Source organism: Microbispora sp. NPDC088329 (assembly GCF_040685655.1).
GTDB lineage: Bacteria > Actinomycetota > Actinomycetes > Streptosporangiales > Streptosporangiaceae > Microbispora.
In genome coordinates this window covers 1-14,654 of record NZ_JBFBIP010000039.1, presented here as the reverse complement: position 1 = coordinate 14,654, position 14,654 = coordinate 1, and the positions used below count along the sequence as shown (strand labels likewise).

Genomic DNA, 14,654 nt, shown 5'->3' with positions numbered 1-14,654 from the left:
CGCGTACCCGCAGGACGACGAGGCGGTGGCCGGGCCCGCCGACGTGGCGGCGCTGGCCGAGGCCCTCGCCCGCGCCGGCGACGCCGGAGCGCCGTCCCTGGCCGAGGTCTACAGCGTGCGGACCGAGGAACGGCGGACGGAGGCGGCCAGGTCCGCCGAACGCCTGTCCGCCCGCGTCCGCGACCTCGCCGCCGACCTCGTCCGCCTGCGCCGCGAGCGGGAGGAAATCGCGGCGGAGCGCGACGAGGCGCCGCCGCACGACGACCGCAGGACCGCGGACCGCGACGGACGCCCGGGGGCGCCCCTGTGGCGGCTCGTCCGGTTCGCCGACGGCCTCGACGAGCAGGAGGCGGCCGGTCTCGAAGGGGCCCTGTACGGCGCGGGGCTGCTGACCGCCTGGGTGCATCCGGACGCGCGGCAGACCATCGACGCCGTCGCGGCCGTGGAGTCCGACGGCTACCTGGTTCCGCTGCCGGAGGAGAGCCGCCCGTCCGGCCGTACGCTGGCCGACGTCCTCGTGCCGGAAGAGCAGGACCTGGTTCCGGCGGGGGTCGTCGCGGACGTGCTGAGGTCGGTCGCGGTCTCCGACGCGATTCCGGCCGACGCGATCACGTCCGGCGCATCCGCGCCTGTGGTGACCGGACGGGCGCAGTTCGGCGTCGGCCTCCTGCTCGGCGCCCGGCCCAAGGCGTCGCCCGAGTACATCGGCGCCACGAACCGGGCCAACCGCCGTGCGGCCAGGCTCGCCGAGTACGACGAGGTGATCGGCGAAACGGGCCGGGCGCACGAGGACGCCGAACGGGACCTGGCGCGTGCGAACCGCCGCCTTGCGGACTTCGCGCGGGCCAGGAAGGAGCTTCCGCCCGCCACGGCGGTCGTCGAAGCCGTCGCCCGCGTGTCGCGGGAGTCCGCGCTGCTGGCCCAGGCGCGATCGGCTCTCGCGGACCGGCGCCGGGACCTCGACGCGGCGGTGGCCCAGGTCGACGCGGCGCACCGGAGGCTGCGGCAGGTCGCGGCGGAACGGAGCATGCCCGTCGCCGAACAGGAAGTGGACGCGGTCGCGCGGGCCGTCGACGAGTTCCTGGCGACGGCGCAGCGGCTGCACGACGGCCGCGAGCGGGCCGCGTCCGACGAGCGGGACCTGGGGTCCCGCCAGGCCGCGATCGCCCGGCAGCGCGAGCGGTACGACGCGTACTCCCGCGCTCTGGAGGACAAGGAGCGGGAACACCGGGCCGACGCGGAGGAGCTCAGCGCGCGTGAGGAGGCCCTGGACGCGCCGCTCCGCGAGGTGCTCGCCCAGGTCGCCGAGGCCGAGCGCCGTCTGGCCGAGGTCCGCGAGCGATGTGAGGAGCATGCCGCCGCGGCCGCGCGGGAGGACAAGGCGCTGATCGTCGCCGAGAATGACCTCAAACACGGACGGCTCTCCCTGAGCGGGGCGCTCGGGCACCTCTTCGAGCACGTCGCGGCGTTCGGGCCGTACGCGCATCTGGAACTGCGTCCGCTGCTCGGCGTCACCGCCACGGCGCCGTGGCCCGCCCACGTCGGCTGGCCCGAGCCGGCAGAGGCGGCCGCGTCGGTGGCCGCGGAGCTGTCCGCCCACTCCAGTGGACGGCCGCCGGATCCCGCCGCCCTGGTCGGCCGGGTGCTGCCGGGAGAGGTGGCCGCGCTGCTGGACGCCTTCGCCGTGGAGATGGCCGGCATCCGCGTGCCCGGGGAGAGCGCGCTCAAGAACGCCGCGAGCCGGCTGTCGGCCTCGCTGCGGACCTTCCAGGACGCGCTCGACGGCTGCGCCGAGGACTACCGCCTGGAGCACGACCCCACCGGCGTCGTCATGGTCTACGTCAGTGATGAGGGCGGCCGCAACCCGGTCGCGGCGTTCGCCCGGCGCGTCGCCGACCGCGTCCAGGAGCAGGGCCTGCTGCTCGAGGAGCGGGAGCGGACGGTGCTGGAGGACGAGTTGCTCACCACGCTCGCGCAGCAGGTGCACGACCGGGTGCGCACCGCACGCGACCTGGTGCGCGGCATGAACGACGACACCCGGTCGCGGCCCATGTCGTCCGGCACGAGGATCGGCATCCGGTGGGGCCGCTCCGACAGGCTGAACGACCGGCAGGTCGCGGTGGCGCGGCTCCTCGACCGGGACGCGCAGGGGCTCGGCGTGGCCGGGCTGGGCGAGCTGCGCGGCCGGCTGCGAGAGATGATCCGCGACTACCGGGCCGCCCATCCGCGTGCCACGTACAAGCAGGCCCTGGCCGACGTGCTCGACTACCGCACCTGGTACGGCTTCGAGCTGGTGCTCGCCGTGCCGGGGGAGAAGGAGGTGAAGCTCACCCGGGCCAAGCACGAGGAGATGTCCGGCGGGGAGAAGTCGGCGGCCATCCACCTCCCGCTGTTCGCCGCGGCGAACGCCCTCTACTCGTCCGCCAAGCCCACGTGCCCGCGCGTGATCGCGCTGGACGAGGCCTTCGCCGGCATCGACGACCGGTACAAGCCCGAGCTGCTGGGCCTGACCGTGAAGTTCGGCCTCGACTTGTTCATGACCGGCCACGACCTGTGGATCCACTTCGACACCGTGCCGATGGCCGCGCACTACGACATGCACCACGACAAGAGCGCGCACGCGGTGTCGGCGATGCTGATGCTCTGGGACGGCGCCCAGACCATCGACGCCGACGCCGGTTTCTCCGGCAACGAGGAGCTGGCCGAGACGCTGCTCGGCTTCCGTCCGAGCCGCCGCGCCCCCGCCCTCACCGAGGGCACCCTCCTCGCCGCCGACGGCGACGAGGCATCCGACGTCGCGGAGGCCGAGATGTGACAACGGTCCTCGCGGCGGTGCAGCGCTACCGTTCGAGCGTGAGCAGAGGCGCGGGATCCGCAGGCGCCGGCGCGCCGGGATCTGCGGCGACAGCCTGCTCCAGGCGGCGGAAACCGGTCTCCAGTTCGTCGGGAGTGAAGCGGGCGAAGACCGAATGGGTGCGCAGGCGCAGCCGTTCGAGCATGTCACCGAGGGTGCCGCAGGACGGCTCCGTGACCGTGCCGAAGTCGGCGACGCGCCAGCCGGCAGACGTGAACGTCTCGATGACCTCGTGCAGCGGCTGAAACATGGAGGCGTCCACCTCGAAGCCGCGAGGGAAGTACTCCAGCCACCAGATCCGTGGCATGTGATCGCTGAACCCGGAGCGCAGCAGCAGCCGCCCGGCGGGCCTGAGCACCCTGGCCAGCTCCCGGGCCGCCCGCGGCTTGTCCTGGACGTGGTGCCAGGCTTGCAGCATGACAGCGTAGTCGGCGCTGCCGGACGGCACCGGAATGTCCTCGGCGGACCCTGCCAGGTATCGCACGCCGGGATGCCGGGACCGCGCCTGCGCGATCTCGCGCATGCGGGCCGACGGCTCGACGCCGGTCACCGGCCCGAACGCTCGCGCCAGCGCGGGGGTGAACCTGCCGGTGCCCGAGCCGACGTCCAACCCGGCGAGTGGACGCCGCTCGGGCAGGAGATCGCCGAACGCGGTCATCCATGCCTGCAGTTGCCGCTCGGTGAGCGCGCGACCTCGCGCGTAGTCCTGGTATTGCTCCGTGTCGTAGTCGATCCGCCTCATCGTGGCCCCTTTCGCCTACGGTCCCGCTGGGTGGTGCAGCTCCGTGGGCGGCCCGCCGGAACTCCCACGACCTGGACCGCGATGTGCCGTGCCGATGTATCGACCCGATACATCGGCACGATAGGTAATGACTCGCTCCGACGCAAGGGTGCACCTCAGCGGATCTCGGGGGTGACACGGCGCGAGGGACGGCCGTACGTTGACGGCGGGGACCGCTTCGACGACGAGGAGTTGCGCGTGAGCGAGACGACCCGCACCCAGCTCTTCCGGGAAGCCCGCGACCTGCTGCTCCGCTTACGGGAGGAGCCCGAGCGGGCGGCCCGCGAGTTCGCCTGGCCGGTCTTCGGCGACAGGTTCAACTGGGCCACGGACTGGTTCGACGCGATCGCGCGGGGGAACGACCGCACGGCCCTGTGGATCGTGGAGGAGGACGGCTCCGAGCGGCACTTCTCCTTCGACGAGATGGCCCGGCGCTCCGATCGGGTGGCGGCCTGGCTGGCCGCCCGGGGGGTCGGCAAGGGCGACCACGTGCTGCTGATGCTCGGCAACCAGGTCGAGCTGTGGGAGTCGATGCTGGCGGTGATGAAGCTCGGTGCGGTGATCATGCCGGCGACGACCGCCCTCGGCACGGCGGACCTCGCCGACCGCGTAGAGCGGGGACGCGTCCGGCACGTCATCGTCAACGCGGCCGACACGCACAAGTTCGACGGCGTGCCGGGGGAGTACGGCCGCGTCTGCGTGGGTGAGGCGGCGGGCTGGCTGCGGTACGGCGACGCCTCCGCGATGCCGGAGCCGGAGCCGTTCGAGGCCGGGACCTCCCCCGGCGACCCGCTTCTGCTGTACTTCACCTCGGGCACGACGAGCAGGCCGAAGCTCGTGCGGCACACACAGGTGTCCTATCCCGTGGGGCACCTGACGACGATGTACTTCATCGGGGTGCGGCCGGGCGACGTCCATCTCAACATCAGCTCGCCCGGCTGGGCCAAGCACGCCTGGAGCTGCTTGTTCGCGCCCTGGAACGCCGAGGCGACGGTGTTCGTGCACAACTACTCCCGCTTCGACGCCGCCGCCCTGCTCGGGCGGATCCGCCGCGCCGGGGTCACCACGTTCTGCGCGCCGCCCACGGTCTGGCGGATGCTCATCCAGGCCGACCTGGGGGACGGGCCGGGCGGCCTGCGTGAGGCGGTCGCCGCGGGGGAGCCGCTTAATCCCGAGGTCATCGCCCAGGTGGAGCGGGCGTGGGGGCTGACGGTCCGCGACGGGTACGGCCAGACCGAGACGACCGCGCTGATCGCCAACACGCCGGGCACGCCCGTCAAGGCGGGTTCGATGGGCCGCCCTCTTCCCGGCGTCCCCGTCGTGGTCGTCGATCCCGTGACCGGCCGGGCGGCGGACGAAGGAGAGATCTGTCTGGATCTCGCCGCCGGCCCGGTCAACCTGATGACCGGATACCTGGACGGCGACGAGGAGGCCATGGCCGGCGGGCTCTACCACACCGGCGACGTCGCGGTCCGGGACGCCGACGGCTCGATCACCTTCGTGGGACGCACCGACGACGTGTTCAAGGCGTCCGACTACAAGATCTCGCCGTTCGAGCTGGAAAGCGTGCTCATCGAGCACCCCGCCGTGGCCGAGGCGGCGGTCGTGCCCGCCCCTGATCCGATCCGCCTGGCGGTGCCCAAGGCGTACGTGGTGCCGGCCGCGGGCTGGGAGCCGAACCGGGAGACCGCCGCGGCCATCCTGCGGCACGCCCGTGAGAGGCTCGCGCCCTACCAGCGGGTGCGGCGCGTCGAGTTCGCCGACCTGCCCAAGACCATTTCGGGCAAGATCCGGCGGGTCGAGCTGCGGGCCAGGGAGGCCGGCGCGGCGGACGCGGGCACCCCGCCGCCGGGGGAGTGGCGGGACGACCAGTTCCCCGAGCTGAGGTCCTGACCAGGCCCGCCGCCCGGCGGCGGGACCGGGCAGCGGGCCGGGTCAACGGGATCGGGCAGCCGGGCCGGGGGCCGTCACCGCGCGCCGTGCGCGAGGAGGCGGGCGACCGGCTCCTCGGTCAGCCCGACGATGCCGTCGAAGTCCGTCGAACGGCTGACGGCGGCCCAGTGCTCCGCCTCGGCCGCACGGGACCGGGACGCCTGCTCGGCCATGCGCAGCGCGTCGGAGCCGAGCAGGAGCCGCAGCGGCGGATCGTCCACGTCGACCAGCTCGGCGATCACCCTGGCCGCCCGCCGGGGGTCGCCCGGCTGGGCGCCGTCCACCGCTCGCCGGTAGGCGTTCACCCGGCCGACGGTCTGCTCGTAGTCCGGCCCCACCGGCGGGATGCGCATCGACGAGCCGCCCCAGTCCGTACGGAACCCGCCGGGCTCGACGACGACCACGGTGATCCCCAGCGGCCGGACCTCGCTGTTCAGCACCTCGGAGAACCCCTCGACGGCGAACTTGGCGGCCTGGTAGGCGCCGAGCCCCGGTGTGCCCCCGACCCGGCCGCCCACAGAGCCGATCTGCAGGATGTGACCGGACCGCTGCGCGCGCAGCACCGGCAGCGCGGCCTTGGTCATGGTGACGACGCCGAACAGGTTGGTCTCGAACTGCGCCCGGAAGTCCTCGTCGGAGGTCTCCTCGATGGGTGAGGAGTTCGCGTACCCCGCGTTGTTCACCAGCACGTCCAGCGAGCCGAACTCCTCCACGGCCAGCCGTACGGCCCGCTGCGCCGCCGCGGCGTCGGTGACGTCCAGTGCGACGGCGCGTGCCCGCTCGCCGTGGGCCCGTACGAGGTCGTCCAGCCGTTCCGGCCGGCGGGCGGCGGCCACGAGGCGGTCGCCGCGTTCGAGCACCTCCCGGGCCAGCGCGTGTCCCAGGCCCCGGGACGCGCCGGTGATAAGCCATGTCCTCTGCATGATGTGTTGTCTCCTTCAGGGGATGTTCAGTGTGCCGCGCCCACCGGGACCCGCTCGGCCGCCTCGGCGGCGGGCGCCGCACGGCGGCGCGCCCCCGGGACGAGCAGCGCCACGGCGACGGTGGCCGCCAGGGTCACGGCCAGCACCAGGAAGGCGGTGGTGAAGCCCGACTCGTACGGCAGCCCGTCGGGGCGCAGGTGCCCGGTGACGAGCGAGCTGATGACGGCGGTGCCGATGGAGCCGCCGATGGTGCGGATGTTGGTGTTCATTCCGCCGGCGACGGCGGTCTGGCCGGCCGGCACGCTCTGCACGATCAGGTTCGTCATCGAGGCGTAGGCCAGGCCGAGACCGAGCCCGAACACGGCGGTCGCGGCGGCGAGCTGCCAGGGCCGGTCGTGCCAGAGGGCGACGCCGGCGCTCGACAGCGCGCCGAGCGCGCATCCCCACACGAGCTGTGCCTTGACCCCGGCGACGCGGGAGATCGGGCCGCTCACCGTGCCGGCGACGGCCATCGTGACGAGCATGGGCAGCATCAGCAGCCCGGCCTCGGTCACGCTCGATCCGAATCCGTAGCCCGTCACGGCCGCCGGCATCTGCATGAACTGCGGCAGGAACGCGTACGAGGCGAACATGCCGGCGCCGAACAGCAGCGCCACCAGGTTGGTCGTCCACACGGCCGGGAGCCGCATCATGCGCATGTCGATCAGCGGGTCGCGCGAGCGCAGCTCGACCGCGATCCACGCGGCGAACAGCACCGCGGCGGCGGCGAGCGGCGCGATGACGGCGGCCGAGCCCCAGCCCCAGGCGGACGCCTCGGTGAGCGGGACCAGCAGCGCCACCAGCCATCCGGACAGCAACGCCGCGGCCGCCCAGTTGACCCGGCCGGGCGTGCGCACCGGGGACCGGGGCACGTTGCGGTACGCCAGGAGCGCGGTGGCGACGACGACGATCGCCGGGATCCAGAACAGCCAGCGCCAGCCGAGAGCGTCGACGATCGGGCCGGCCAGCACGATTCCGACGCCGCCACCCGCGGCGATGACGGCGGACAGGACGCCGACCATCGAGGGCACCCGGGTGGCGGGGAACTCGTCGCGCACGATCCCGAACGACACGGGGAACACGGCGCCGCCGAGCCCCTGCACGATCCGTCCGGCGATGAGCACCCCGACGTTGGGGGCGACGGCGGCGACGACGCAGCCGACCGCGATGGCGGCCAGCGCGATGAGCAGTGTGCGGTCCTTGCCGATCATGTCGGCGATGCGGCCCATCAGCGGCGTGGCGACGGACGCGGACAGCAGCCAGGCGGTGAGCACCCAGGTCACCGTGCTCTGGCCGGTGTGCAGGTCGTGCTGGATGGTGGACAGCACGGGGCTGACCAGGGACTGCAGCAGGGAGAACGAGGCCGTGGCGGCTGCCAGCGCGAGGAAGGTCAGCCGTTGCGGCGAGGTGGTGCGTGACATCGACATCCTTCGACAGGAGGAACCGGCGCGACGAGGCGCGCCGGTGACGCCGCCCCGGCGACGGGGACGGCGCGAAACAAAGACGACGATCAGGGCGGCCTTGACAGGGAGGACGCGAACGCGAATGCCCGCCTGCTAAAGTCGAGGCGTGCCTCCACATTAGCGGAGGTATGCCTCCGGTACAACTCGGAAGGAAGACCCGGTGAAGGAGAAGGCGGCCGAAGGCCACCGGACGCGGGTGCGACGCCCCCAGCGCGCCGACGCGCGGCGCAACTTCGACGCGCTGCTCGCCGCCGCGCGGGAGGCGTTCGCCGAACACGGCACGGCGGCCTCGCTGGAGGACATCGCCCGGCGCGCCGGTGTCGGCATCGGCACGCTCTACCGCAACTTCCCCACGCGGCAGGACCTGTTCGACAGCGTGTACCTGGACGAGATCGACGAGCTGTGCGGCGCCGCGGGGCAGGTCGCGGGCCTGCCGCCGTGGGAGGCGCTGGCCGCCTGGCTGCGCCGGTTCGTGGACTACGCGGCCACCAAGCGGGCCATCTACGAGGCGCTCAACCGCGACTCGGAGATGATGCGATCGAGCCGGACCGCGATGTACGCGGCGGGGGAGCCGCTGTTCGACCGGGCGAGGGAGGCCGGGGAGGTCCGCGGCGACGTGACCTTCGACGACGTCCTGCGGATGATCTCCGGAATCACCGGGGGCGGGTTCGTCGACGACGACCAGCGTGAGCGGGTGCTGGGCATGGCCCTCGACGGGGTCCGCTCCCGCCCGGCCTGAACCCCGGTGAAAACAGGAACGCCGGGCGGGGCCGGCGGCCCCGCCCGGCTCATGTGCCCGGCGTGTTACTCGAAGTTCGGCTTACTTCGCGATCGGCTTACTTCGCGATCGGCTTACTTCGCGATCGGCTTACTTCGCGATCGGCTTACTTGGCGATCGGCTTACTTCGCGATCGGCTTACTTGGCGATCGGCGTCACCGCGATCCTGTCGATGATCGGGGCGTACTTCGACCGGAGCAGGATGTCCGGGAAGGTGTCGGAGATGTAGGTGGCGCCGTCGAAGTTCGGCAGTTCTCGTGAGGCGAAGGCGACGGTGTTGGCTCCCTTAGTGAGCTGGACCGGGATGGTCAGCTCCCAGAAGTTGTCGGCGTGGAACGAGTGGGGGAACCAGGCCCGCTGCGGGGTGGCGCCGTTGACGGAGATCTCGGCGTGGCGGGCCAGCGGGTCGGGGTTGTAGTGGGAGGCGGGGGACTGCTCGGGGTTGGAGTAGCGGACGGTCAGCGCGTACGTCCCGTTCCCGGGGGCGGTGACGTCGAAGGTGAGGGTGTTCGCGTTGCCGGGGGCCCCGCCGATGTCGGTGACCGCCTTCCCGCCGCTCGCCAGCGGATAGGCGGCCACCTTGGCGGCTCCGGACACGTGGGCCGACTCGGCCTCGTACCAGGTGGGCTTGAGCGTGCCCTCGGTCGTGGCGGCCCGCAGCCGGTCCAGCCGCACCCTGCCCGTGCGCGCGGTGTAGGTGATCTTGTTGACGCCGCCGGACAGGAACGCCCTGACCTGCGAGGAGCCGGACAGCTCGGCGATGTCCCGGCCGTTGACGGTCAGCGTGCCCTTGCCGCCGCCGCGCAGGTCGGCGCGCAAGGTGGACTCGCCGTCGCGCGGTGAGTAGACCCAGAACGTCGCCGACTGTCCCTTGCGCAGATCGGCCACCCCGGAGCCGGACACCTTCTTCTCGCTGTAGTCGGTGCGCGCGCCGCCGAGGGTGGCGTACTCGGCCTCGTAGATCGCCTCGCTCGCGGCCGGGTTGGCGAGGGAGAGGTCGATCTTGTCGACGAGCGCGTCTCCCTTGGTGGCGCGGGTGCCGTCAAGGCTCCTGGCGGCCAAGGTGATCGTGTGGTCGCCCTTGGACAGGGGGACCTTCGTGTCGGTGTGGTCCCAGACCACCCACTTGTACCCCAGCGGAAGGTGGAGCTCCCGCTCGTCCTTGCCGTCGATCCGGAGGAAGACGTTGGTCGGGCCCTGCTCCTGGACCGCGCCGGCGGTGTTCAGGGAGTTCGCGAAGACCGACAGGTCGTACGTGCCGTCCCGCGGTACCGACACCGCGAAGTTCAGCGTGACGTCGGAGCCGGTGCGCAGCCCGCCGACGTCATAGCCGCCGGAGGTGTAGAACCTGCCGACGTCGGAGGGAGTCCCCTCGGGGCCGTTCCTGCTGTAACCGGAGCCGGTGTGGCCGGCGTCCTCCGCCTCGTAGGTCGCCTGCCAGAGCGTGGTCGCCGGGGTGCCGGAGGAGGCGTGGTCGCCGGGGGTGAGGATGATCTGGTAGGCCGACGACTCCCGCAGGGCGGGCAGTGCGGACCCGAACGCGAAGGTCACCGCGCCGTCGGTCACCTTCTGGTTCAGCTCGGCGACGACGCGCGGCTGCGCGGAGTCGCCGATCTGGCCGGTCCACGGGATCTCCTGGATCAGGGCGTGCACCGTAGGGCCGAACAACCCGGTGTCCACGTTGTCGAAGTGGATCCCGACCCGGCCGGACGCGCCGCCGAACAGCGCGCGGGCCTGGGCCTTGGCCTTGTCGAGCGTCGCGACGCCCTGCAGCGTGTAGCTGACGTTCGGCCGCGGCGGGGTGACCTTGACCGTGTTGCCGGTCATCTGGCCGTAGGCGTGGAGCAGCCACCACTGGCCGTTGCCTCGGTTCGCCTGCACGGCCGAGTCGGACAGGTTGCCGTCGATGTTCCAGTACGCGATGTCGGCGTCGACCTTCGACTCCTCGATGGCCGAGGCCCACTGGACCATCTGGCCGGGCACCGACGTGTGGTAGTTGAAGGCGTACTCGTCCAGGTTGATCGGAAGCTGCCTGCCCTCGTACGGGGTGCCCGTGAAGATGGCCTGCTCCCACTGGCGATACTTCGCCACGTTGGTGCGGATGCGGGCCGGGTCGCCCAGCTCGTGCCAGGTCATGACCTCGGGGACGGTCCCCGCCTGCACGGCGTGCCGCAGGAAGCCCTGCACCTGGTCGTACAGGACACTGGTGTTGGGGCCCGCGATCCTGGCCTTCGGCATCTTGCCCTTGATCAGGGCGTTGATCTCATCCCAGGCCCTGAAGTAGTACTGCGGGTCGCTGAGCCAGTTGATCTTGTTGTAGCTCCACGTGCCCGTGCCGAACATGTTGCCCTCGGGCTCGTTGAACGGCACGAAGACGATGTGGTCCTGATATTTCGGGTCGAGTTGGAGGACCTGGTCGACCTGCTTGGCGATCTTGGCTTTGAAGTCGTCCAGCCTGGCCTCGGGCGTGCTGCCGGGCCACTCGTAGGGGAAGCCCCGGTAGATGTCGGTCATGTAGATGTACACGTCGCCGCCGGTGCTGTCGGCGAGCGGCTTGACCACCTCCAGGGCGTCGGCGCCCGGGTGCTGCGGGCCGTCCTGGGCCTTGGTCGCGACCGTGCGCAGTCGCATGCCCTCGAGGAGGTTGGAGGTCGGCACGCCCTCGCCGTACACGCCGTACAGGGTGCCCGACGCGCCGCCGTGGAAGGCGCCGGTCTCGGTGCCGAGGTCGACGGTCAGGTCGTTGGCGAGGACCTTGACCGTGGCCTCGATCGGGGCCCCGGACGCGGTGCCCTTGACGGTGAACTGACCCGGCTTGGCGTACCGGGCCGGGTCGACCGCCTCCCAGGTGACCGGCACGCCGCGGCGGATGCCGTCGGAGAACTGCGCGTTGACGGTCGTGGGCAGCGTCGGCGCGGTGCCCGTGTAGGTGACGATCTGGAAGGAGGTCTGCTCGACCTTGGTGAGGGCGGCCTTGTGGTCGCCCGCGAGTTCCGCCACCTGCTCGGCACTCATGGAGGCGTCGTAGACCCGGAAGTCGTCCAGGTCGCCGGCGAGGAAGGGGTGCCCGCCCCAGAACGGCTTGCCCAGGAAGCCGGAGGTGCTGTTGCGATCGGAATGCATCACCGCGGCCAGGTCGACCTGGGCGGTGGTGCTGCCGATGGCCACGCCGTTCACGTAGTAGGTGAGGGTCTTGCCGTCGATCGTGGTGACGAGGTTGACCCACTGGCCGGTCGGCAGCTTCTGCGCGCCCGGCACCCCCACCTCGGCGCTGCCGTTGACCGGCTTGATGGACGACCTGGTGGTGGCGTCGCCGGCGTACGACGGGGTGACGAAGGTGGCGGTCCCGGCGTCTTTCCCGAGGTTGTAGACCCACTGGAAGTCGGCGCCGCCCGCCCACTTCAGCCAGGTGGAGACCGTCATCGCGTGCCGGTCGCGGAACAGGCCGTTCGGGATCGTCACGTAGGGGGCGGTCGACGAGCCGGTCGGCCCGCCGGGCAATGACAGCGCCTGTGTGCCGTCCGGGCCCGCGGCGGCCTTGACCGCGCCGGGGTTGGCGAGGACTCCGTCGAGACCGGAGGGGGAGCGGTCCTCGATGACGCCGCTCGACAGGTCGCCTTCGAAGTCGTAGTGAAGGACGAGTGCCGGTGCGCCGGCGCTCTGGGCCGACGAGGCGAGTGCCGGTGAGGCGGCAAGGGGGATCGTGGTCATCGTGAGGGCGGAGGCGAGAACGGCATGAGGCACGAGCCTGCGTGCTCGCCCGGACAGGGGTACGGCCATGCGCTGTCCTGTTCGCGGGGGGAGTGAGTGGCGAATCGAATCGATTCGGCGAATCGATTCGATTGGACGATAAGCGGGGTTTCGTGAAACGGTCAAGGGCCGGAAACCCTTACGGCACGTCATCGTCATCTCGCCGTCACGCGCCGGCGCACGTCACGGCTCGCATCGGACGACAGCGCCGCGAGCCCGGGAAGCCGCACGGCGCGCGCCGGCGTGGACGCCTCCACGGATGTCTCTGCGGACGTCTCCGCAGGCGTCTCCGCAGGCGTCTCCGCAAATCGTGCCGCGCATCCCATTGACGCGTGCGACGGACCGGGCCTATCGTCAGCGAACCGATTCGCCGAATCGGTTCGACTTCGATCGGAAACAGGCGCGTAACGCCAGGAGGTCACGTCAATGAGACCAGGGTCAAGCGGCCGGCGTGCGGCCGGGATGGGTGCGGCGCTCCTCACGGCTGCCGCCGGGCTGGCCGCCTGCTCGTCACCGTCCGACGACGCCGGCGCCTCCTCGGCGGGCGCGAGCCAGGCCGCCGGGGGCGGGACCTACACGATCTGGGATCCGTACCCGCAGTACGACAAGAGCTCCGACTGGGTGAAGCTGCTGGACACGTGCGGCACCCAGGCGGGGGCGAAGGTCGAGCGGACCGGCTACGACACCAGCGACCTGACGAACAAGGCGCTGCTGGCGGCCCAGCAGGGCAACTCGCCGGACGTGCTGATCGTGGACAACCCGGTGGTCTCTACGCTGGCCGAGGCCGGCGTGCTGACGACGACCGAGGAGAACAAGCTCGACGTCTCGTCGATCGCGCCGAACCTGCTCGCGGCGGGCCAGCTCGGCGGCAAGACGTACGGGGTCCCGATCGGGGCGAACACGCTGGCCCTCTACTACAACAAGCAGGTGCTGAAAAAGGCCGGCGTGGACGCGGCCGCGGTGAAGGACTGGGCGTCGCTGACCGCGGCGTTGGAGAAGGTGAAGGCCGCGGGCAAGAAGGGCATCACGTTCTCGGCCATCGGCACCGAAGAGGGCAGCTTCCAGTTCCTGCCCTGGTTCTGGGGCTCCGGCGCGAACCTCACCAAACTGGACTCACCCGAGGGCGTCTCCGCGGTGACCCTGTGGGCCGACTGGCTCAAGAAGGGCTACGCGCCCAACTCGGTCATCAACAACACCCAGACCACCAGCTGGCAGGAGTTCGCGACCGGGGACTTCGCCTTCGCGGAGAACGGCACCTGGCAGCTCGCCAACGCCAAGAAGACCGGCTTCGACTACGGCATCATCCCGATCCCCGCCAAGGACGGCGGCACCGCCCCCGCCCCGACCGGCGGCGAGTTCGTCAGCATCCCGATGCAGTCGGACACCGCACGCTACGCCACCTCGCAGAAGCTCGTGAGCTGTCTGACCAGCACCGACAACTCCCTGGCGACCACGACCACGCTGTCGTACATCGCGCCGACGGAAGCGGTGCAGGCCAAGCAGGTCGAGCAGAACGCCGAGCTCGAGGTGTGGGTGGCGGCGGTCAAGGCGGCCAAGGGCCGCACCAGCGACAACCTCGGCACGAAGTACCCGAAGATCTCCGAGCCGATGTGGGGCGCCGTGCAGGCGGCGCTGAGCGGCTCCACGGCTCCGCAGGAGGCGATGACGGCGGCGCAGTCGGCGGCGGCGAGCGCGACCCGGTAATGAGCATGAGCCGAGTGACGCGATCGCCGGTGCGTACCGCCCGCGCCCCCGTCCCCGCTCAGGGGCGGGAGCGCCGGGCGGCGCGTACCCGACCGGGGAAGCGGGCGCCAGGGCGGTGGGCGACAGAGCAGTGGGCGGCGTGGGCGTTCCTCGCCCCCGTCGTCGTCTATCTGCTGGTCTTCTACGCCTACCCGCTGTATCGCAACGTCGAGCTGAGCCTGCGCAACTACACGGTGCGGTCGTTCGTGCAGGGGGACGCGCCGTTCGCCGGGTTCGCCAACTACGCCAAGGTGTTCGCCGACGCCACCTTCGCCCCGGCGCTGTGGCACACCATCGTGTTCACGGTGGTGTCGCTGGCCTTCCAGTTCACGATCGGGCTCGCCCTGGCCGTGTTCTTCAGCCGGAACTTCCGGCTGTCGGCGACGTTGCG

Annotated in this window: 8 protein-coding genes and 1 pseudogene; 5 read left to right on the top strand and 4 right to left on the bottom strand. The window is 71.6% G+C overall.

What is annotated here, in order from left to right; translation table 11 throughout:
* Positions 1–2,815, top strand: a 2,815-nt coding sequence (locus tag AB0O28_RS38360) for an SbcC/MukB-like Walker B domain-containing protein (protein ID WP_363647676.1), incomplete at its 5' end; no start/stop codon positions are given.
* 25 nt (positions 2,816–2,840) lie between these two features.
* On the opposite strand, the gene AB0O28_RS38355 is transcribed toward AB0O28_RS38360, so the two are convergent.
* A complete protein-coding gene (locus AB0O28_RS38355; RefSeq protein WP_363647674.1) occupies positions 2,841–3,596 on the bottom strand; it encodes a class I SAM-dependent methyltransferase in 756 nt (251 codons plus the stop codon).
* A 237-nt stretch (positions 3,597–3,833) separates the two neighbouring features.
* Here AB0O28_RS38355 and AB0O28_RS38350 point away from each other — a divergent pair, with 237 nt between their 5' ends.
* The gene (locus AB0O28_RS38350; RefSeq protein WP_363647672.1) at positions 3,834–5,528 is read left to right on the top strand and encodes an AMP-binding protein; all 1,695 of its coding nucleotides are present in this window, start codon (positions 3,834–3,836) and stop codon (positions 5,526–5,528) included.
* A 74-nt stretch (positions 5,529–5,602) separates the two neighbouring features.
* On the opposite strand, the gene AB0O28_RS38345 is transcribed toward AB0O28_RS38350, so the two are convergent.
* Both AB0O28_RS38345 and AB0O28_RS38340 read right to left on the bottom strand, forming a co-directional pair.
* On the bottom strand, positions 5,603–6,490 hold the full coding sequence (locus AB0O28_RS38345; protein ID WP_363647670.1) for an oxidoreductase: 888 nt from the start codon (positions 6,488–6,490) through the stop codon (positions 5,603–5,605).
* Between the two features lie 26 nt (positions 6,491–6,516).
* Complete coding sequence (locus tag AB0O28_RS38340) at positions 6,517–7,950, bottom strand: MFS transporter (RefSeq protein ID WP_363647668.1); 1,434 nt, start codon at positions 7,948–7,950, stop codon at positions 6,517–6,519.
* Positions 7,951–8,152: 202 nt separating this feature from the next.
* Here AB0O28_RS38340 and AB0O28_RS38335 point away from each other — a divergent pair, with 202 nt between their 5' ends.
* Entirely contained in the window at positions 8,153–8,731 is a 579-nt protein-coding gene (locus tag AB0O28_RS38335; protein WP_363647666.1) for a helix-turn-helix domain-containing protein, read from the top strand.
* A gap of 177 nt (positions 8,732–8,908) precedes the next feature.
* Here the strand turns inward: AB0O28_RS38335 and AB0O28_RS38330 are convergent, their stop codons facing one another.
* Entirely contained in the window at positions 8,909–12,550 is a 3,642-nt protein-coding gene (locus tag AB0O28_RS38330) for a LamG-like jellyroll fold domain-containing protein (RefSeq protein ID WP_363647664.1), read from the bottom strand.
* Positions 12,551–12,946: 396 nt separating this feature from the next.
* On the opposite strand from AB0O28_RS38330, the gene AB0O28_RS38325 reads away from it, so the two are divergent.
* Positions 12,947–14,224 (top strand): sugar ABC transporter substrate-binding protein, encoded by a 1,278-nt coding sequence (locus AB0O28_RS38325; protein ID WP_363647662.1) that lies wholly within the window; start codon positions 12,947–12,949, stop codon positions 14,222–14,224.
* Positions 14,225–14,238: 14 nt separating this feature from the next.
* Positions 14,239–14,654 (top strand): annotated as a pseudogene (locus AB0O28_RS38320) (hypothetical protein); the annotation flags it as partial.

Coding starts and splice junctions, on each gene's coding strand:
- AB0O28_RS38355 (WP_363647674.1), bottom strand. CDS start 3,596: ATGAGGCGGATCGACTACGACACGGAGCAATACCAGGACTACGCGCGA.
- AB0O28_RS38345 (WP_363647670.1), bottom strand. CDS start 6,490: ATGCAGAGGACATGGCTTATCACCGGCGCGTCCCGGGGCCTGGGACAC.
- AB0O28_RS38340 (WP_363647668.1), bottom strand. CDS start 7,950: ATGTCACGCACCACCTCGCCGCAACGGCTGACCTTCCTCGCGCTGGCA.
- AB0O28_RS38330 (WP_363647664.1), bottom strand. CDS start 12,550: ATGGCCGTACCCCTGTCCGGGCGAGCACGCAGGCTCGTGCCTCATGCC.
- AB0O28_RS38325 (WP_363647662.1), top strand. CDS start 12,947: ATGAGACCAGGGTCAAGCGGCCGGCGTGCGGCCGGGATGGGTGCGGCG.